Here is a 19,307-nt window from a genome sequence, read left to right as displayed (position 1 = left end):
ATCACATTTAATTGTGAAACAATTTTTTATTAAGCTGTTTAGTCTATTGTTTCGATCGAAATCCATTGGAGACCTTAAATCAACACTGACACCCAATACTTGTATCAGCTAAATTCTTTTTGCCTAGCCAAAACTTCAGCCTCGATCGGTTTCCGAACTTCAAAATATCGCCCCCACAACGCAAAACAGACCCGAAGGTCTGTTGAATGCAAGGTCACCTCATCGAGGTGCCTTCGTTCGGCTTGATTCACCCAGCGCCAGAGCGGCGCGTGCAGGTCTTAGCTGCGCAGGTCGTCCAGCGTACCGGCCTTGGCGGCGGCGCTGAGTTCAGCACGCACTTGTTCGCGGGTCAGTTGGCTGGTGGCAACAAAACGTTCGTCTAGGTTACGGGCTTCGTTTTGGTTCAGTTCGCCAGCCTTGTAAGCGCGTTGCAGATCGGTCTGCACAGCAGCGCGGGGGGTAGAAGCCGACACGTAGTTGTTCACCACTGGCAGGCCACCGTCGTCGGCAGCAAAAGCGCTGGAAGCGGAAACGGCAGCAACGGCAACCAGGGCGGCGGAGAAGAATTTAGATGCGTTCATGATGATGTCCTATCAGTTCAATTTGGTTCAGCGGCAAGTGTCTTGCACACGTCGAACCCTGGTGCCGCTATGCACGGGGCTCGGCGTTGGCACCCGACCTACAAAGGCCTGCGGTGCATGATTTGGCTTAGCTACGCAGGTCGTCCAGCGTGCCGGCCTTGATGGCGGCGTTCAGTTCAGCGCGCACTTGTTCGCGGCTGAGCTGGCTGGTGGCGACAAAACGTTCGTCCAGGTTGCGGGCTTCGTTTTGGTTCAATTCACCGGACTTGTAAGCACGTTGCAAATCGGTTTGCACAGCAGCGCGGGGGGTCGAAGCCGACACGTAGTTGTTCACCACGGGCAAGCCACCGTCGTCGGCAGCGAAAGCGCTAGAGGCAGAAACGGCAGCGATAGCAACGAGGGCTGCGGAGAGGTACTTGGATGCGTTCATGATGATTTCCTTGTCAATTTAATAGCGGCAATGTTTTTCTTGATTGACGTCGGGCCCTGATGCCGCCAGAGGCAGGGTTCAGCGTTGGGTTTTGTGTGATGAGGGCGGTTGGGCTCGCATCACACAAGTGATCTCTGAGTGGTTTACCAGTGCACACCCACTTGGCCGTTTTGCTGCGCAGCGACCAACTCGGCGCGCACTTGGTCGCGGGTCTTGGTGCTGGCGGCAGCAGCCAGTTGCGGGGCGAAGGCGTCTTCGCGGTAGGTGCTGATTTCGCCGGCCTTTACAGCCGCGACATATTCAGCCTGCACTTGCGCGCGGGTCTTGGTGCTCACCACGGTGTTGTCCACCACTGGCAAGCCGCCGTCATCTGCAGCGAACGCGCTGCCAGCCGATGCTGCCGCGATGGCGATCAAGGCGGTAGACAGAATTTTTGATGCGTTCATGATTTCTTATCCTCTATATATTTCTTACAACGACTACGCGCGGAACCTATGGCTAGATGCAAGCTCTATGGAGCTGGCTGGGTCACTGGTCTGTCGCGTACAGGGTTTGCAACCTTGCACTCTCTGTGAATAAAAGATAGGCCCGAAGTTTCAGGAATAAACGGGTCTAAAACGAACTAGACTGTTTCGGGCCCGGAAACAATGGACACCTTAGAACTCCTACGCACCTTCAAAGCCGTCGCCACGCGCGGCAGCTTTTCCACAGCCGCCCGTACGCTGGATGTCTCCAAAGCCAATGTCAGCAAATATGTAGCGGAGCTGGAAACCCGCCTGGGCACACGCCTGTTCAATCGCACCACACGCACCGTCAGCCTGACCGATGCGGGCGAACTGTTGCTTTCTCGCTGCACGCCGCTGATCGAGATGATTGAACTCACGGCCGATGAAATCCGCCATCGCTCCGACCAGCCGAGCGGACGCGTGCGCCTGACCGCGCCGCATGGCTTGGGCGCGATCCACGTGCCGGCGTTGCTGGCCGAGTTCATGAAGATGTACCCGGAGGTGACGGTCAGCCTGGATCTGAACAACCGCATGGTCGACATCGTGGAGGAAGGCATCGACATCGCGCTGCGGGTAGGCCGCATTGGCGAGTCGAACCAGATCGTGCGCAAGTTGCGCCGCGTTGAGATGATGGTGTGCGCCACGCCCGCCTATTGGGCCGAGCGCGGCATTCCCCAGCACCCCGACGACCTGGGTGACCACGATGCGCTCACCTATTCGCTAGCAGGCCCCAACCCTGAATGGCGCTTTCTGGTGGATGGCGAGGTGGTGCGTGTGCCGCTACGCAGCCGCATGGACTCGACCGATGCGGTGCCCTTGGTGCACATGGCGCTGCAAAGCTTGGGCGTGATCTGCTTGCCACGCATTCTGGTGCACGAATTATTGGACTCCGGTGCGCTACAAGCGGTATTGCCCGGTACCAGTCCTGACGATATTTGGTTTTACGCAGCCTATGCGCAGCGGCGCCACAACAGCGCCGCGCTCAAGGCCTTGCTGGCGCACATGGAACTGCGCTGGCGTAACACCTAAACCCTCAGCGCACACAAAGCTGGCTCAAACCAAGGGCGCAGGCAACTCTTCTCGCGCGATGACGCGCTGCACCGCTGGCCGCTCCAGCAGTCGCGTCAGGTAGTCGCCCAACTGCGGCAGGCTGCGCGCAGGCCGGCCGAAATCGCGTGTCCAGCGGCACAACATCAGCGCAAACGGGTCCAGCGCGGTGTATTGGTCGCCCAGAAGCCAGAGGCCACCGTGGCGCGCCAGTTCAGCGTCCAATTGGTCCAACAGCATGCCGGCCTTGGCTTCTGCCCGGGCCTTCAACGCGGTGGCACCCTGGATCTGGTCGGGAGAAGCCCAGCGTTCGGGATAGAAATACAGCAGCAGGGTCGACTGCAGGGTATTCGTCATCCAGATCAGCCACTTGTAGAAATGCGCGCGCTCGGGCGACCCCAACGCTGGCGCAAGGCCCGCTTGCGGATGTTTGTCGACCAGATGCAAACAGATGGCGGCCGACTCGTACAGCACCAGGTCGCCATCAACCAAAACCGGAATCAAGCCGTTTGGATTAAGCGTCAGGTACTCAGGCGATTTGTGTGCGTCGCGGGTACGGTCCACCTTGGCCAGACGAAACGGCTGGCCGATTTCTTCCAGAAGAATATGCGGCGCCATGCTGGCGTTGCTGGGGTAGTAATGCAGTTCCATCGAATGCCGTGTGAAAGTTCAACTGAGCCAGAGATACGCCACTGGCGCTGGTCTCTGACTGATCTTTGGCTCGACGCCAACTTTAATTTTTTGACGTGTCTGGCGCCACGTAAGGCTGCTCTGAGCGTTGATAACGCGGGTCGGGCTGCGGTGCTCTCTGCTGCGCCCTGCCATCATTTTGCAAGTTGCGCTTCACTTGGTCGACGAGCGGAGGCTGGCTGTAGCCCTGCTGCGGACGCGCCTGTGGCGGCTGCTGGGGCTGAGGGCGCGCCTGCGGCGGAGGACGGCGATCATCGCGGTCGTAGCGGTCATTCCGGTTGTCGTTGCGGTAGCGATCGTCATACCGGTTGCCGCGGTTGTCGTAGCGGTAGTACGGCTCACGCTCCACCACGATGGGACGCGGCTCTACATACACCGGGCGTGGTTGCACATACACCGGCTGCGGTTGCTGATAAACCACCGTTGGTGGCTGGTTGTAAACGTTGCCGTAGCCACTGCCATTGTTGTAAACCGTGCCATAGGCCGGGCTGTCGGGGTAAACCGCGCAACCGCCCAGGCCTGCGGCCAGGATGATCAGCAACGAGGTGTTCAAAAATTTCACGGTGTCTCCTATCGCGGGGTAGCGCAGGGCTCGTGCGGAGTGGCGGGATGCCACTCAAGGTGCGCACGGAAGCGCTTTGCTGGTATGCAGTTTGGATCAATCCACAACGCTTTAAGTTCAGCCTTCGTGCACAGCAAGCTGCGTTCTATGGTTTTTAGATGAGTCTAGATGCCAGGATTTAAAGCGCAGTGGGCACGCACATGCGGCGCCTGTAGGACATCGGCGCAAATACACGCCGAAACAATCAGGTGGGTCAACCAGCCTGATAGATCAGGGCAGTCCAAACAAAACTGCCGCATTGCCCCAGGCCACCTTTTGCGCCAGCGCGGGCGGCAGCTCGCCCAGCCAGGTGCGGTAGCCTTGCATGGTGTCGTCATAACTGGCCCAGCGTTCGTTCACCCAGGTGTCCGAGCCGACCATGAAGCGGTCGGGGTACTTGGCCAGCAACGTGCGCCATTCGGGGCACAACTGGCCGTTACCACACGTCAAACCTGGCCGGTACGACAACTCGCCACGCAAGCCCGGGTAACGCGCCAGCAAGGCATCGACACGCGCCACCGGGGTGCCGCCAATGCCGGTGTGCGCCCAGATGAGCCGGGTTTTGGGGGCGTGGGCCAACAGCAGGTCGATGGCCACGTCGTCCACGTGCGCCAGCACCACCAGATCTTTGGCCTCGGCCAACTGCATCAGTTTGCGTGCCACGGGCCCATTGGCATTGGCGCTGTCGTACAAGTGGAACTCGCCAATGCCCTTGTAAGGCCCGCTGGCCGTGCCTTTGGCCAACTCGGCCTGCACCATGGTGTAGATCGATTCGTCGCGAAACCAGTTGCTGTAGTCGGCACGGTTGCGGTACAGGCGCACCAACGGTACAACCTGCACGCCGGCCGCGCGCACGGCGCCATCGGCCGCCAACCACTGTGTGCCGTCGTTCGGGCGCGAGTTGGCGACAAACGCCTTGACGCCGTTACGTTGCAAACGCGCCAGCACTTCGGCCGGTGGATAGGGGCCGCTCTGGCCGTTCCAAGCCTCGACGTTGTAGTGCAAGTGGGCGTCGAACAGCGGGCCGGTATAGGCCTCTGCGCGCGCCCCGGCGGCGGAAAATGCTATGAATAAAAGAGCTGTCTGCGCCAATCCAGCAAGCGCTAGAAGCCATTTTTTCTTCAACATTTGCCGCTTCCTTTGGGTGATCAGCCGACGTGTTTGGCGAAGAACGCCAGCGTGCGTTCCAGCGCGGTCGCGGCTGCACCGGCGTTGTACGAGCCACGGTGGTCGCAGTTGAAGCCGTGGTCGGCGGCATACAGGTGCACCGTCACTTCGGGGTGGGCTTTTTCAAAGGCTTGCACCGATGGCACGCTGATGTGGGCATCTTGGTCGCCAAAGTGCGCCAGCACGGGCACCAGCGGCTTGCGGGCGATTTCGGCCTCGGTGGTGACACCGCCGCCGTAGTAAGGCACGGCGGCGGCCAAGCCCTTCACGCCACCCACGCCACAGGCCGCGCGCCAGGTCAGCAGGCCGCCCCAGCAGTACCCGACGATGCCCACCTTGCCGCCGCTGGTTTGGGCGGCGTAGTCGATGGCGGCTTGGATGTCTTGCAACACGCCAGGCAGCGGCAGCGCTTCAACGGCGGCCTTCAGGGCCACGCCGGCTTGCATGTCGGGGCCGGTGTAACCCAGTTCCACATCGTCTTGCGAGCGGGTGAAGGTGGCAGGCGCCACAGCCAAGTAACCGGCGGCAGCGTAGCCGTCGGCCACGGAGCGGATGTGTGCGTTCACGCCAAAGATTTCTTGCAACACCACGATGGCGCCCTTGGGCGTGCCAGCGGGCTTGGCCACATAGGCGGGGAAAGCTTTGCCGTCGGCGGCGGTGAGTTGAACGTAAGTCGACATGGTTTTCCTTTGAAGGTCAGACGAAAAATAAAAACGGAATAAAAACAGATCAGCCGGCCGCGAGCCGACGTTGCAGAAAATCAAGCCGGTCTTGGCCCCAGAACAGCTCGCCGTCGACCACGTAGGTCGGCGAGCCAAACACCCCGGCGGCAATGGCTTCTTCGGTATGAGACTGATAGGTGTGCAGCACTTCATCGGTTTGCGCTTGTGCCAGACGCTCTGCGGGCAAACCGGCTTCGCGCAGCAACCCGGCCAAGGCTTCGCGCGCGGCAATGTCGCGTTGTTCGGCCCACACCGCAGCGCCCACGCGCCCGGCCAAATCCAGCGCGGCGGCTTCGCCATCTTGCGCGGCCACGGTGGTGATGAGCTTGGCGGCAGGGTCGGACGCCACCGGGAAATACTGTGGCTGCACATGCATGGGCAACCCCAGAAATGCGCTGTAGCGCTTCAACTCCACCAGGCGGTACGCCTGCCGTTGCGGCGCGCGCTGGGCCAGCGGCAAACCGCCAGACACCGGGAACACTTGCCCCAAATCTACCGGGCGCACACGTACTAGCGCCCCCGTAGATTTGGCCAATGCAACGAAGCGGCTGTGGCCCAGGTAGAACCAGGGGCTGTGCGGAGCGAAGTAGTAGTCAATGGTGGGCATGAGATCTCGCTAGGCTATGGGGACGGCGGATTTTGGAGCGCGCTCCACTGTAATAGTTTCAGCGCCGTCTCGCCTTCAACCTGCCGAAGACCCGACCCCGCAACCTATGATCGCAGCCTATGATGTAACGCGCAGTAAAGCACGCCATTTGCTCGCGTGTCATCCCTCTTTCGTTATGGAGCCTTGCCTTGAGTTCATCGGATTCTTCTCCGCAAAAAGTCTTGCTGATCACCGGTGCCAGCCGTGGCATCGGCGCCGCCACCGCTCTGCTGGCGGCACAAAAAGGTTATGCCGTAGCGGTGAACTACACCGCCAACTCGCTCGCTGCCGATGAGGTGGTGCGCCAGATCCGCGCCCTGCCCGGCGGCCGCGCCATCGCCGTGAAGGCCGACGTGGCCAGCGAAGAACAAGTGCTGGCCATGTTTGCCCATGTGGATGCCAAGCTCGGCCCCCTGAGCGCGCTGGTGAACAACGCTGGCGTCGTCGACCAACCTTCAGATGTGGTCGACATGACCGGCGAACGCCTGCGCCGCATGTTCGATATCAATGTGCTGGGCAGCCTGTATTGCGCGCGTGAAGCCGTGCGCCGCATGAGCACCCGGCTGGGCGGCCAGGGCGGCGCCATCGTCAACGTGTCGAGCGCGGCCTCGCGCCTGGGCTCGCCGCACCAGTATGTGGACTACGCGGCCACCAAGGGCGCGATCGACGCCTTCACCATTGGGCTGGCCAAAGAAGTAGCCGATGAAGGCATTCGCGTGAATGCCGTGCGCCCGGGCTTGATTGAAACCGACATCCACGCCAGCGGCGGCCTGCCCAACCGCGTGCGCGACCTGCAGCACCTGGTGCCCATGCAGCGCGGCGGCACGGCCGAAGAAGTGGCACAGGCCATCGTCTGGCTGTTGTCGCCCGAGGCCAGCTACACCACCATGTCGCTGGTGGACGTGTCGGGCGCGCGTTAAAACACAACCTCACAGGCCACCCCATGGACTTCAAACCGCTGATCACGCTGCTGGCCATCGTCAACCCGCTGGCCATCGTGCCGTTTTTCATCCACTACACCGAGAACTTTTCCGATGCGCAGCGCCAGCGCACGGTGTGGGTGTCGGCCTTCAGCGCGTTTTGTGTGATTGCGGTGTGTGCCGTGTTGGGCCTGCAGATTCTGGACTTCTTCAACATCTCGCTGGCGAGCTTTCAGGTGGGCGGTGGACTGCTGCTGATGCTCAGCGCCATGTCGATGCTGAAGGCACAAACGGCCGAGACCAAATCAAACGCCGAAGAGTTGCGAGCGGCTGAAGACAAGGCCTCGATGGGTGCGTCTATCGCCGTGGTGCCGCTGACGATTCCGCTGCTCACCGGCCCGGCCACCATGTCTACCGTGGTGATTTACGCCGACAAGGCCAAAGACCTGTGGCAACTGGCCACGCTGGTGGGATACGGCATGGTGATTGGCCTGGCCACGGCGCTGTGTTTCTCGCTGGCCGACCCGATTGCGCGTGTGCTGGGCAAAACCGGCATCAACGTGATGACGCGGTTGATGGGCTTGATTTTGGCCGCGCTGGCGGTAGAAGTGATGACCGACGGGCTGCACAAGCTGTTCCCCATCTTGGGCAAAGGTCTGTAGTTCCGGCCGGCACGGCTGAGCCTTTTACAATCACGCCCCTCTTTCCGCATTTCCGGCGCCGCCTTGCGCGCCGGGAATCTCACCTTTTCCCCCTTTCCCGCCTTTCCCCTCCCCATGCAAATCACCGTCAACGAAGACCTGCTCGCCTACATCGACCCCCTCACCCCCGACGAATCGGCCGCGCTGGAGCGCAGCATCCTGAATGAGGGCTGCCGCGATGCGCTGGTGCTGTGGGGCGACGTGCTGGTCGACGGCCACAACCGCTACCGCATCTGCACGCAGCACAACATCCCGTTCCAGACGGTGCAGAACACGCGCTTCCAATCGATGGAAGACGTGCACCTGTGGATGATCGAGCAGCACCTGGGCCGCCGCAGCGTCTCTGACTTTCAGCGCGGCGTGTTGGCCCTGCGCAAGAAGGAAATTCTGTTTGCACGCCAGAAGGCGGCACCAGCACCGGCGGCCTCGGAGCCCGCACCCGCCGTTGAGGCTGTGGCCGACGCAGCCACCCCGCAAGAAGCCCCTTTTGACACGACCGATGCCAAGGTGGCATCGCCCACGGAAGTCGCGGCCGCCATCCAGCCCTCGCTGTCACGCGAAGCCCTGGCCCGCGAAGCACGCGTGAGCAGCGCCACCATCAGCCAGATCGAAAAGATCCAGAAGTCTGCCGCGCCTGAACTGGTGGAAGCCATTCGCACCGGCACCATCTCCATCAGCACCGCCGCCACCGTGGCCGACCTGCCAGTGGAAGAACAAGTGGCCGCCGCCGCCGGTGGCAAAAAAGAACTGCAACTCGCCGCACGTGAAGTGCGCGCCGCCAAGGCCGTGGCCCGCACCGAACCCGAATCGGCCGAAGGCATGATCGCGCGCCTGAAGCAAACCGTGGCGCGCCTCTCGGCCGAGAACGCCGCGTTGAAAGAAGAACTGGCCGCGTTGAAGGGCACGAGTTGATCGCCCTACAGCGCTCATCACAACAGCCGATCCTGGGGTCGGCTTTTTTACGCCCTACGCTGTCCTACACGATGTTCATCTTGAACTGACAGCCCTCATCCACCCATCGGCCTAAAGTGAAACCACGGCACCACCAGTGCCTTGTTTTCAAAACCATTCAAGACCGAAAAGGACGACATCATGGGTACGGCTGAACTACTGAAGAACGACGCAACGCTGGGCGTGAACCAATTTGGCACGACGCTGCACAACACCATCGACAAGGTGGCAGACCCGACGCGCGCCGCCATAGACCGCGTCTCCAGCACCGCGCACGAGTCGGTGGACCGCTGGTCGCAGCGCGCCGAAACCGCCGCCGAGTCGCTGTATGACAAGCGCCAGCGTTTGGCCGAAGCGCCACGCCAAGCGCTGACACAAGCCAAGGAATTTGTGAGCGACCATCCGTTGCAGGCGGTTGGCGGCGCACTGGTCTTAGGCCTAATTGTGGGCTGGCTGCGCGGACGCTAATTTTGAGACAACGTGCCGCGGGCATTCACCGTCACGTGTTCAGAGCAAAGCCGACCTCACGGGGTCGGCTTTTTTGCGCCCGATGGATGCGCACACGAACAACCTCTCAACAGGTTATTTGGCAGAACGATTGATTCAATTTGTTTCTGATTTTGTTTTTAAATTACCCGGCATTCGCAGTCTTTCAACTTCCCAAGATCACATTCAAAAATGTATACAGAATTGAGACATCGTCAAAACGCTCGCACATGGATGTGTCTCACCCGGTCATGAGTGGCACCGGGCGCCAGTGGTAAAGCTGCTTGTGATCTTCACCAGGAAGTACCATGAAATCGTCCAAATTGCTCTTTGCACCCTTGGTGGCGGTAGCCGCCCTTTCAGCCTCCAGCGCTTTTGCCCAGCGCGACCCAGAACTGCCTGTCGGCAGCCCCCTGGTCAGCACGCCCAAGATGCGTGCCGACGTACGCACCGAGACCGCCATGGCCAAAAAAGAGGGCGAGTTAAACCAAAACTCACACGCCAATCCAGAAGGCGCTATGGCTGAAGCAGGCACCATGAAAACACGCGCCGACGTGATCGCTGAAATGAATGCAGCCAAGAAAGCCAATGGCGGTTGGCTGCCATAAAAGTCAAAGCGCGCGGTCAACACGGTCGCAGGCCGCATCAAAACAAAGCCCCCACTCGGTAAAAGCGGGGGGCTTTGTTGTTCTGACGAAGTGACTACGAAAACTTACTGCATCAACGCAGTGTGCCCAACCATTGGTCCAGTTCCTGCGCCAGCCCATCGGTAGCGGCCGCGAGTGCGCGCACACCGCCAGGCGCGTCCGCGCTCGGCGCATCACGCTGAACGCTGAACTGGCGTTGAGCCAGAAACTTTTCACCGTCGGGGCTTAGCTCTACCACCGTGGCGCGCAGCCGCACTACACCGGCGCTGGCGGTAGGCGCGGAGAACACTTGGCCAAACTCCAACAGTTCCATGCGCAAACCCCGCGGCAGTGGCCCCGTATTGTTCAACTGGGCCTGGCCTTCGGACTCACTGATCACCGGGCGGTTCTGACTCAGCAGATTGCGCAAGCGCTGGTCTACCAGCAACGCTGGCGCCATGGCCCAACGTGACTGAGCATAGGGTCGCAACTGCTGGCTGTCGGCATAGGCCAGGCGGTACAACATCGAAGTGCTGCCCTCCAGTGGACCGCGCGAATCGATGGCCGACATGGCCACCGGAATGGCCGCCGTTGCATTTTGTGCAGCCGGCGTAGGCACGGCGTTCGGCGTCACGCCCAAATCAAACAGCGTAGGCCGCGCGGGCTTGTCAGGCAGTACCGAGCAGGCGCCAAGTGCGACGACCACACTGGCCATTAGCGCAGAGCGCCATAGACGCTTGACGCGGTCAGAACTTCGAGCGGGCACCGTTGCCGCCTCGGGCACGGTATTGAACAGCGTGTTCAACCGATGATGGTTCATGGCAGCTTTCATGGTTTCACCTCCGGCGCCACAAAGCCACTTTCACCGGGGCCGGGCAGCAGAGCGCCGTCACCAAACAGCAGGCTTTGGGGGTTGTCATTGATTTGGGTGGCCGTGCGGCCCAAGCGGCGTGCGGTAGCGGCCGTGGAGTCGGCGGCGCTGTTCACACGCGGCAGCGTGATGGTGTTGAAATTGCCAGCCGCGCGGCCAAACTGCGCGGCACCGTCGTTCAGGCGATCGATGGCGCCACCTTTCACGCTCAGGCGGCGAATCACCTCGTCCACATCGGCCAAGGTTTTTTGCGCTTCTGCAGCGGCACTTTGCAGCGAACTCATGGCTTTGCGACTGTCGGCCGCCAGCGCGGGCACCTCGGCCAGCGCCGGAGCGATCTGGTTGTTGACCGCATTGTCCAGGCCCAGAGCCAGCTTGTTAAGGCTGCGAGCCGTCTGGCCAGCGTCTTTGGCCAGGCTGGCGGTGTTGGCCAGCACTTCGACAAACACTTTCTGGTTGCTGTCGTTGAGCAGCTTGGCGAGTTGGCTGGTGACCTCTTCCACCTGCGACAAGATTTGTGGCGCCTGGTCGGCCAGCTTGGCCAGTTGCGAGCTTTCCAGCGGCAAGCGCGGAATGCCGCTGCTGCCGGCCGGAATGGGTGGCACGGGGCGTGGGCTTTCGTCCAGCAGCACAAAGGCCAGGCCGGTAATACCTTGGAAGTTGAGCGACGCCACGGTGTTGGGGCTGAGCGGTGTGGTGTCGTCTACGGTGATGCGGATGAGCACGTTGCCCACCACATCGGGGTCGAACCCGATGTAGCTGACCTTGCCCACCGACACGCCGCGAAAGCGCACCGGCGCCTGCAGTTGCAAACCGGTCACCGAATCGTGCGACGACAACTCATACAGATGGCTACTGCCTTTGTCGCGCGTCAGCCAGACGGCCAGCGCTATCAATAAGGCCGTGACCACCAGCACAAAAGCGCCGGCGGCCATGGCATGGGACTTGTTTTCCATCAGACGTTCTCCTTCGTTGGCAGCGCGGGCAACTCTGACATGGCCCGCCGCCCGCGTTCACCCAGAAAGAAATGCTGGATGAACGGATGTTCCAGCGCCACCACTTCTTGCGGCGGCGCGACGATCAAAACCTTCTTTTCCGCCAACACGGCCACACGCGTGCTCAGTGCGAACAGGGTGTCAAGGTCGTGCGTGACCATGATGACCGTGAGACCCAGCTCTTTGTGCAACGAGCGCAGCAGTTCGACGAACTCGTCCGAGCCATTCGGGTCCAGCCCGGCGGTGGGCTCATCCAGCAGCAGCAGCGGCGGATCCATGATCAGGGCGCGCGCCAAGGCCACGCGTTTGATCATGCCGCCCGACAAGTCGGCCGGCATTTTGTCGGCATGCTCGGGCCCCAGGCCGACCATCTGCAGCTTGACCAAGGCCGCATCGCGCACCAGCGCCTCAGGCAGGGTTTTCAGTTCGCGCAGGGCAAAGGCAATGTTCTCGGCCACGGTGAATGCCGAGTACAACGCGCCCTGCTGGAACAACATGCCCATACGGCTGGCCGCGTTGTTGCCGTCGCTTTCGCTGAGTTCACCTGAGGGCTCCCCCATCACCGTCACGGTGCCTTTGAACGGCCGCTCCAGCCCCAAAATTTGCCGCAGCAAAACGGTCTTGCCGGTGCCCGAGCCGCCCACCAGTGTGAGGATCTCGCCCTTATGCACCTGCAGCTCCAGATCTTTGTGGATCACCACTTGGTGGTCGCCCGTGCCGAAGGCCGTCCACAGTCCTTGGATATCGACCACGTTATCGGCAACGGTATCGGCCACGTTATCGATGGCATTTTCGGTCGTGGTGGTGGATGGGTCTGCAGCCATCTAGATCCCCACGTTCTTAAACAGAATGGCAAACAAGGCGTCCACCAAAATCACCACGGTGATCGAGGTGACCACCGACGCCGTGGTGCCCGCACCCAGGCTTTGGGTGTTGGGCTCCACCCGCAGGCCATAGTGACAACCCACCAAGGCAATCAACACGCCAAACACCGCAGATTTGCCCACAGCCAGCGACAGGTTGGACACGTTCACTGCCGCAGGCAACGCCGACATGAAATACGCTGGCGAAATGCCCAGCGACAGGTCCGACGCCAACACGCCGCCCGCCAAGGCCGCGAGAGAAGTCCACACCGCAATCAACGGCATGCCGATAGCCAGCGCAATGGCGCGTGGCATCACCAGCCGGTAGCCGTGCGAGATGCCCATCACGCGCATGGCGTCCAACTCTTCGGTCACACGCATCACGCCAATTTGCGCGGTGATGGCCGAGCCCGAGCGCCCGGCAATCAAGATGGCCGCCAGCAGCGGGCCCAGTTCACGGATGAGCGAAATGCCCAGGATGTTGACGATGAACGCCTCGGCGCCAAACTGGCGCAACTGGGTGGACATCAAATACGCCAGCACCACACCAATCAAAAAACCCACCAGCGCGGTGATGGGCAGCGCCATGGTGCCCATCTGGAACAAATGCCCCGACACATCGCGCCACGGCCCGGCCGCAGGTTTGCGCACCAGCCGCATCAAGTCGAGCAGCAACTGGCCAACGATACGCACCAAGTCGCGCATGTGGTCCACACCACCCAGCACCCACAAGCCAAGATGGTTGACGATAGACATCAGCCCACCAGCCCGCGCCACGGGCACCGGTGCCTGCGTGAAGCGTGCCACGCGCTCCAGCATGCTGCGTTGGTCGGCAGAGGTGGTCAGGCGCTGCGGCCACTGGCGCCCCCAGTGGTTCCACAACAGTTGTGCGCCCACATGGTCGAGCCGCTCAATAGGTTCCAGGTCCCAACCGAGGTTGGCACCGGCCGACTGTGCCGCCAGCGCTTTGGCCACGCCGCGCCACACCTTGGGTTGCGCCAGTTCGGCCGCCGACCAACGTCCGCTCAAGCGCGCCACGGCGCCTTCGGCGGTGTCTTGTCTTGCGATTTGCGGCGACATGTCCTCGTTAGGCAAGCGCAGGTTCCCAATCAAAAAAGAGGTGGTGCATGGGCGTATCCTATCAACCCCTTGCTGCTGGTTGGTAAATGACCATCCAAGCACAGACCTTTAGCCATGCCTCAAACCCTATCCGCCCCCGCACAAACCGAAATCATCATCCGCAAAAGCCGCTTCATTGGCTGCGTGATGCCCGTGTCCGACCGTGCCAACGCACAAGCCGAAGTGCTTCGATTGAAGCAGTTGCACCCATGGGCCGCGCACGTGTGCTGGGCCATGCTGGCCGGTGGAGATTCGGCAGCGGTGGACGATGGCGAACCCGGCGGCACCGCTGGCCGCCCCATGTTGGCGGTGTTGCGCCACCATGACCTGGATGGCGTCTTGGCCACCGTGGTGCGCTACTTTGGGGGTGTGAAGCTGGGTGCCGGTGGTCTGGTGCGCGCCTATACCGACGCGGTAGCCCAAGCCCTGCAGGCTGCACCCAAGGTGCCGTTGCAACGCCAAAAGCAGTTGTGCTTCAGCGTGCCATTTGCGCTGGAAGGCTTGGTCCGCCGCGAGATCGACAGCGCGGGCGCGACCTTGGGCGAAGTGTTGCACGGCAGTGTGGTGCAGTTGCGCATCACCCTGCCCGAGCCCGCCGCCGCCGCGTTTGTGGCGCGGCTGAACGACCTGGGCCAGGGGCGCGTAGGCTGGGTGGATTAGGACTAGGCCTCGGCCTTCACCGTCAACGCATCCAGCCGCGCGATCAGGTCCGTACGCGAGGGCGTCCACACCGACAACAGTGCGCCCCCTTCGCCAAGATCGGCAATGAAGTGCTCGGTGTTGGGCGCAATGGTCAGGCTTTCACCGGGCCCCAGGGTATGCAGCACGCCCGCCACCGTGAAGGCAAAGCGCCCAAAAAACACGACGTTGACCTCTTCGTGCGGATGTTTGTGTTGGGGCGAAACCGCGTTGCGGGGAAAGTCGATTCGAGAGACTGTCAGCGCATCGCTATTGCTCAGGATCTGCAGCTTGATGCCGCCCGATAGTGGGATCGCGTTCATGGGAGTCTCCGTTTTGGGGCTTTAAAGCGGCCTGAAGCCGCAACCCATTAGAGCCCTAGAAAACAGCCTCTCTTTCACCGCAGATGTGACCAAGCATCTCGTTGTCGCAACGCCTGAAACCACCGGATACCGCAGCACCAACGTTGTTGCGCATTGAAAAAACACGCCGAAGAATCTCCCATCACCCGTGAATTGAACTTACCGGCCATTACACATTTGATGCGCGAGGCCGTGCCTCAAAACAGCCTAAGGTTCGGCAGGCACGGCACGCAACCGCGCAATATCGGCAGGCAAGTCTTTCCACGCGGGCTTGCCGGGCGCAAAGCGTTGGCGCATGTAGACGGCCAAGCTCTCAATCTGCGTATCGCTGAGGTTGTGGCGAAACGCGGGCATGAAGCCGATGTCGCGGCTGGCCGGATGCTGTACGCCGTCGAGGATGGTGCGCAGCAGGTTGTCGGGCCGGTCGCTGTGCAGGTTGCTGTTCAGTGCGAGCGGCGTGTTCACCCCCAGCAGCTTGGGGCCGTCGCCATCGTGGTGGCAGGCGCTGCAGGCGCCATCAAACAAACGCTGGCCCGGGCCTAACAACTTGGCCTGCTGTTGCGCGGCTTGCGCCACAACCTGTTGAGCCTGCGCTGCGGCGTCTTGGGGGGCCGTGTTGAACGAGCCGAGGTAGGTCGCCATCGCCCGGATGTCTGCATCGGGCAGCGCGGCCAGCTCGCGCACCACGGGCGCCATGGGGCCGTTGGCCACGCCGTGTTGTTGGGTGTGGCCGTAGCGCAGGTAGCGATACAACTCGGTCGTGCTCCACGGCACCGGCGCTTTGGACAAGCCGGTCAACGCGGGTGCTTCCCACCCGTCGATCAACGCGCCCGACAAAAAGGCTTGGCCGCCCTGCTCCGCGCCCAACGCATTGCGCGGTGTGTGGCAGGCGCCGCAGTGGCCCACGCCATTGACGAGGTAAGCACCACGATTCCATTCGGCGCTTTGCGTGGGTACGGGCTGGTACGGCGTCGCGTCAAGAAACAACGCATTCCAACCGGCCATGAGCGGGCGCACGCTGAACGGAAAGCGCAGTTCGGACGGCGGCGTGGGCGCGTGCACGGCCGGCTGCGCCATCAGGTAGGCGTAGAGCGCTTGCAGGTCGTCGTCGTTGATCTTGGCAAACGCGGTGTACGGGAACGCCGGGTACAGATGGTGGCCATCGCGCGAGATACCTTCGCGCATGGCGCGCTGGAACGCGCTGAACGACCACTGGCCAATGCCGGTGGCCGCATCGGGCGTGAGGTTGGTGGTGTAGAGGCGGCCAAAAGGGGTCTCCATCGCCCGGCCACCCGTGTTGGCTTGGCCGCCCGGCGCGGTGTGGCACACCACGCAGTCACCGGCCGCCGCGAGCAGGCGGCCACGCTCGATGGTGGCGGCGGTGTAGACCGATGTGCTACTGGTCTGCACGATGGGCGCGATAGCGGGCCGCCAGCCGAGCACACCTGCCAACACACCCACAGCGCCCGCTGCCAGAGCACCCGCCCAGGCCCAACGATTGCGCACACGGGGCCATGGCGCGTTGGCTGGCAACGCGGCAGGCAAGGGTAAAGGCGCAACAGGTTTCAGCTCATCCGCCGCTTCAGGTGAGGACTCCGGCGATGGCAGCGGATTCAACGCCGCGCGCACCACCTCGGGCGTGAACGGCGGCTGCCGAAAGCGCACCCCCGTCGCATCAAAAATCGCGTTCGCAATCGCCGCCGTGCCAGGCACCGAGGCCGACTCGCCCGCGCCCAGCGGGGGCTCGCCGGGGCGCGGCATGGTCACCACTTCGACGACAGGCACCTCGCGGAAGCTCAAGATCGGGTAGCTGCCCCATTCGCGGTTGGCCACCACGTGGGTGTGCGGCTCAAACGTCACCTGCTCTTTGAGCGCACGGCTGGTGGTCTGCAGCACGTTGCCATGCACCTGGTGCTGCACGCCTGCGGGGTTGACCATCAGGCCCGCGTCGTGCCCCACCACCACGCGGCGCACGTGCACCTCGCCGGTCTTGCGGTTGACTTCTACATCGGCCACCCAGGCGGCCCAGGCGGCACCGAAGCCGGGCCATTTGCTGTGGACGTAGCGTGCGTAGGCGAAGCCCTGACCGTGCAGGATGTCGCCCTCGTTTGGTTGCTGCTGCGGCTCGGTATGCGTTAACCACCCGGCGCGGTCGGCGGTGGCCTGCACCAACTCGGCGGCGCGCGGGTCTTGCAGGTAACGCAGACGGTACGCCACGGGGTCAACCCCGGCCGCGGTGGCCAGTTCGTCGATGTAGGACTCGTGTGCAAACGAGTTCGGCAGCGCTGACACGCCACGCAACCACGAGGCGCGCACGATGGGCGGCATGTCGTTGACGGCGACGCGCAGGTTCTCAAACGCATACGGCGGGCGCGCCGTGCGGTCGCCCATTTCAAACGCCTGCGCCACCGGCTCTATGGTGCGCGTGAGCAGCAGCGCCAGCGTGGGCGCGCCGTTGGAGGGGTACGAGGTCTGGAAGTCGTACGCGGCCACCGAGCCATCGGCCTGCAAGCCGCCGTTCACCTCCATCAACTGCGCGGCGCCTTTGGGTTCCCACAGGTGTTCTTGCTCGCGCGTGAGCTGCACCCGCACCGGGGCACCTACGGCACGCGACAGCAACACCGCATCGGCCGCCACGTCGTCGGCGCCGTTGCGGCCATAACAACCCGCAGCCTCCATGCGCACCACGTCGATGGCCACATCGGCCAGGCCGGTGAGGCGCGCCAGGTCGGCCCGCAGCACGTGCGGATTTTGTGTGCCGGCCCATACCGTCAAAGCTTGGCCCTGCCAGTCGGCCACGGCGCATGACGGGCCGATGGATGCGTGCATCTGGTACGGCCACACATAGGTGCGCAGCATGGCCTCGGCCACACCGGCCATGGCCGCTTCTACATCGCCCTCGTTCACCAGTTCGCGGCGCGTGGCGGGGTTGGTGCGAATGGCTTGCGCCAGGTCTTGCGTATTGGGCAAACCAGGCCAGGGTTTCCAGTGCACCTGCAACTCAAGCAGCGCTTGTTCGGCCTGCTCTTCACGCTCGGCCACGATGCCCACAAAGTCGCGGATCACCACCACCGCACGAATGCCGGGGATGTGCGCGATGGAGCGTTCGTCCACCGAGGCCAAGGTGTTGCCGATGAAGTCGCCGTGGTCGGCCCCCGCATACGGCGGGCGCACCACGCGGCCGTGCAGCATGCCGGGCACCCGCATGTCATGCACAAAGGCGAGTTCACCAAAAGCCTTGGCCGGAATATCAACGCGTGGCACCGAGGTGCCGACCACGCGGTAGTCGTCGGGCGACTTCAGCGGTGTGCTGGGGTCGAGCAACAATTCGGTGTGCTGATTGCCCACCAGTTCGCCCAGGCCAATGCTGCGCTCGGGCTGAGTGCTGCTGGTCACCTGGCCGGCGTGCAGGGTCAGGCTTTCCAACGGCGCCTTCAGCGCCACGCTGGCACAGGCCAGCAGCCAGTGGCGCGCTTGCGCCGCCGCAATACGCAAGGGCTGTGCGTGGATTTGCAGCGAAGAACTGGCGATGGTGGCGCCCTGGTTGGGCACGGCGCCGGTATCGCCCAGGCGCATGAACACTTGGGCCAGGGGCACATCCAACTCTTCGGCCACCACTTGCGCGAGTGCGGTGCGGATGCCTGTGCCTAAATCCACATGGCCGTTGAGCGCGTTGATGCTGCCATCAGGCCACACGGCCAGCAGAATCTCCAGCCCCTCTACCGGGTTGGCCGGCACCGCAGCGGGCTGGCCTTTGGCGGGTGGCGGTGGGGCGGGTGGGTCGCGCACCACCAGCAGCACGGCGGGCGCGGAGCGAAAGTCGGCGCGGCTGCGCGGGGTCTCTGCCGCCAGGATCATGACGCGGTGCTTCCTGCAGTGGCCATCAACAGCGCCGCGCGGTGCACCGCCTGCAGAATTTCCAAGTGCGTGCCACAACGGCACAGGTTGCCCGAGAGTTCACGGCGAATGTCGTCTTCCGTGGGCGTGGGGTTGCGCGCCAACAGGGCCGCCGCCATCATCACCATGCCGTTCAAACAGTAGCCACACTGCGCCGCCTGCGCATCGATAAACGCTTGCTGCACCGGGTGCGGTTGGCCCCGGTGGCCCAAGCCTTCGAGCGTGGTGATCTCGCGCCCACACACGCCGTGCGCCGGGATCACACAGGCGCGTGCGGCCGTGCCGTCCACCAGCACCGTGCACGCACCACACTGCCCCAGGCCACAGCCGTATTTGGGGCCGTTGAGCCCCAGGTCGTTGCGCAGCAGTTGCAGCAGCGTGACTTGGGCCGAAGCCTCCAAGGTACGCGCTTGGCCATTGATGACGAGGGACAGGGGGGCAGGCACTG

The 19,307-nt window shown here is 62.6% G+C and carries 22 protein-coding genes; 7 read left to right on the top strand and 15 right to left on the bottom strand.

Annotated features, from left to right (window positions below):
* Positions 1–278: 278 nt before the first annotated feature.
* The 3 genes from ACPWMG_RS01590 to ACPWMG_RS01580 all read right to left on the bottom strand — a co-directional run bounded on the left by ACPWMG_RS01590 (position 279) and on the right by ACPWMG_RS01580 (position 1,457).
* Entirely contained in the window at positions 279–581 is a 303-nt protein-coding gene (locus ACPWMG_RS01590; RefSeq protein ID WP_483302921.1) for a DUF4148 domain-containing protein, read from the bottom strand.
* A 127-nt stretch (positions 582–708) separates the two neighbouring features.
* Positions 709–1,011, bottom strand: coding sequence for a hypothetical protein (locus ACPWMG_RS01585; RefSeq protein ID WP_483302920.1), 303 nt, complete (start codon positions 1,009–1,011; stop codon positions 709–711).
* Between the two features lie 143 nt (positions 1,012–1,154).
* Complete coding sequence (locus ACPWMG_RS01580) at positions 1,155–1,457, bottom strand: DUF4148 domain-containing protein (protein ID WP_483302919.1); 303 nt, start codon at positions 1,455–1,457, stop codon at positions 1,155–1,157.
* Positions 1,458–1,658: 201 nt separating this feature from the next.
* Here ACPWMG_RS01580 and ACPWMG_RS01575 point away from each other — a divergent pair, with 201 nt between their 5' ends.
* A complete protein-coding gene (locus ACPWMG_RS01575; protein WP_483302918.1) occupies positions 1,659–2,546 on the top strand; it encodes a LysR family transcriptional regulator in 888 nt (295 codons plus the stop codon).
* A gap of 24 nt (positions 2,547–2,570) precedes the next feature.
* Here the strand turns inward: ACPWMG_RS01575 and ACPWMG_RS01570 are convergent, their stop codons facing one another.
* From ACPWMG_RS01570 to ACPWMG_RS01550, 5 genes are all read right to left on the bottom strand, one after another.
* Complete coding sequence (locus tag ACPWMG_RS01570; RefSeq protein ID WP_483302917.1) at positions 2,571–3,215, bottom strand: glutathione S-transferase family protein; 645 nt, start codon at positions 3,213–3,215, stop codon at positions 2,571–2,573.
* Between the two features lie 82 nt (positions 3,216–3,297).
* Positions 3,298–3,816 carry a hypothetical protein gene (locus ACPWMG_RS01565; RefSeq protein WP_483302916.1) on the bottom strand — a complete coding sequence of 173 codons (519 nt, stop codon included), beginning with the start codon at positions 3,814–3,816 and terminating at the stop codon, positions 3,298–3,300.
* A gap of 270 nt (positions 3,817–4,086) precedes the next feature.
* On the bottom strand, positions 4,087–4,983 hold the full coding sequence (locus tag ACPWMG_RS01560) for an amidohydrolase family protein (RefSeq protein WP_483302915.1): 897 nt from the start codon (positions 4,981–4,983) through the stop codon (positions 4,087–4,089).
* 20 nt (positions 4,984–5,003) lie between these two features.
* Positions 5,004–5,702: a dienelactone hydrolase family protein gene (locus ACPWMG_RS01555; protein WP_483302914.1), complete on the bottom strand. Its 699-nt coding sequence runs from the start codon at positions 5,700–5,702 to the stop codon at positions 5,004–5,006.
* A gap of 49 nt (positions 5,703–5,751) precedes the next feature.
* Positions 5,752–6,351: a DsbA family protein gene (locus ACPWMG_RS01550; protein ID WP_483302913.1), complete on the bottom strand. Its 600-nt coding sequence runs from the start codon at positions 6,349–6,351 to the stop codon at positions 5,752–5,754.
* A gap of 188 nt (positions 6,352–6,539) precedes the next feature.
* Between ACPWMG_RS01550 and ACPWMG_RS01545 the strand changes: the two genes are divergently transcribed.
* From ACPWMG_RS01545 to ACPWMG_RS01525, 5 genes are all read left to right on the top strand, one after another.
* Positions 6,540–7,310 (top strand): SDR family oxidoreductase, encoded by a 771-nt coding sequence (locus tag ACPWMG_RS01545; protein ID WP_483302912.1) that lies wholly within the window; start codon positions 6,540–6,542, stop codon positions 7,308–7,310.
* Positions 7,311–7,333: 23 nt separating this feature from the next.
* Complete coding sequence (locus ACPWMG_RS01540) at positions 7,334–7,972, top strand: MarC family protein (RefSeq protein ID WP_483302911.1); 639 nt, start codon at positions 7,334–7,336, stop codon at positions 7,970–7,972.
* 114 nt (positions 7,973–8,086) lie between these two features.
* Positions 8,087–8,923 (top strand): ParB N-terminal domain-containing protein, encoded by an 837-nt coding sequence (locus ACPWMG_RS01535; protein ID WP_483302910.1) that lies wholly within the window; start codon positions 8,087–8,089, stop codon positions 8,921–8,923.
* Between the two features lie 141 nt (positions 8,924–9,064).
* Positions 9,065–9,430 carry an ElaB/YgaM/YqjD family protein gene (locus tag ACPWMG_RS01530; RefSeq protein WP_483302909.1) on the top strand — a complete coding sequence of 122 codons (366 nt, stop codon included), beginning with the start codon at positions 9,065–9,067 and terminating at the stop codon, positions 9,428–9,430.
* A gap of 326 nt (positions 9,431–9,756) precedes the next feature.
* Positions 9,757–10,056 carry a hypothetical protein gene (locus ACPWMG_RS01525; RefSeq protein WP_483302908.1) on the top strand — a complete coding sequence of 100 codons (300 nt, stop codon included), beginning with the start codon at positions 9,757–9,759 and terminating at the stop codon, positions 10,054–10,056.
* Positions 10,057–10,168: 112 nt separating this feature from the next.
* On the opposite strand, the gene ACPWMG_RS01520 is transcribed toward ACPWMG_RS01525, so the two are convergent.
* Genes ACPWMG_RS01520 through ACPWMG_RS01505 form a run of 4 tightly spaced genes read right to left on the bottom strand, consistent with a single transcriptional unit; the run spans position 10,169 to position 13,883 of the window.
* Entirely contained in the window at positions 10,169–10,906 is a 738-nt protein-coding gene (locus ACPWMG_RS01520; protein ID WP_483302907.1) for an ABC-type transport auxiliary lipoprotein family protein, read from the bottom strand.
* Complete coding sequence (locus ACPWMG_RS01515; protein ID WP_483302906.1) at positions 10,903–11,901, bottom strand: MlaD family protein; 999 nt, start codon at positions 11,899–11,901, stop codon at positions 10,903–10,905. The genes ACPWMG_RS01520 and ACPWMG_RS01515 overlap by 4 nt, the downstream gene beginning before the upstream one ends.
* Positions 11,901–12,764, bottom strand: coding sequence for an ABC transporter ATP-binding protein (locus ACPWMG_RS01510; RefSeq protein ID WP_483302905.1), 864 nt, complete (start codon positions 12,762–12,764; stop codon positions 11,901–11,903). The genes ACPWMG_RS01515 and ACPWMG_RS01510 overlap by 1 nt, the downstream gene beginning before the upstream one ends.
* On the bottom strand, positions 12,765–13,883 hold the full coding sequence (locus ACPWMG_RS01505) for an MlaE family ABC transporter permease (protein WP_483302904.1): 1,119 nt from the start codon (positions 13,881–13,883) through the stop codon (positions 12,765–12,767).
* 114 nt (positions 13,884–13,997) lie between these two features.
* Between ACPWMG_RS01505 and ACPWMG_RS01500 the strand changes: the two genes are divergently transcribed.
* Positions 13,998–14,582, top strand: coding sequence for an IMPACT family protein (locus tag ACPWMG_RS01500; RefSeq protein WP_483302903.1), 585 nt, complete (start codon positions 13,998–14,000; stop codon positions 14,580–14,582).
* 2 nt (positions 14,583–14,584) lie between these two features.
* Here the strand turns inward: ACPWMG_RS01500 and ACPWMG_RS01495 are convergent, their stop codons facing one another.
* From ACPWMG_RS01495 to ACPWMG_RS01485, 3 genes are all read right to left on the bottom strand, one after another.
* The gene (locus ACPWMG_RS01495) at positions 14,585–14,923 is read right to left on the bottom strand and encodes a cupin domain-containing protein (protein ID WP_483302902.1); all 339 of its coding nucleotides are present in this window, start codon (positions 14,921–14,923) and stop codon (positions 14,585–14,587) included.
* Positions 14,924–15,169: 246 nt separating this feature from the next.
* The gene (locus ACPWMG_RS01490) at positions 15,170–18,820 is read right to left on the bottom strand and encodes a molybdopterin cofactor-binding domain-containing protein (protein WP_483302901.1); all 3,651 of its coding nucleotides are present in this window, start codon (positions 18,818–18,820) and stop codon (positions 15,170–15,172) included.
* A complete protein-coding gene (locus tag ACPWMG_RS01485; protein WP_483302900.1) occupies positions 18,817–19,305 on the bottom strand; it encodes a (2Fe-2S)-binding protein in 489 nt (162 codons plus the stop codon). Before ACPWMG_RS01485 ends, ACPWMG_RS01490 begins: the two co-directional genes overlap by 4 nt.
* Positions 19,306–19,307 lie beyond the last annotated feature (2 nt).

Origin of the sequence: Hydrophilobacter chitinilyticus (assembly GCF_049860745.1) — a bacterium.
In the GTDB taxonomy this organism is placed as follows: Bacteria; Pseudomonadota; Gammaproteobacteria; order Burkholderiales; family Burkholderiaceae_C; genus Rhodoferax_B.
Note: the sequence above shows the minus strand (reverse complement) of the source record. Positions and strands in the feature narration are given on the sequence as shown.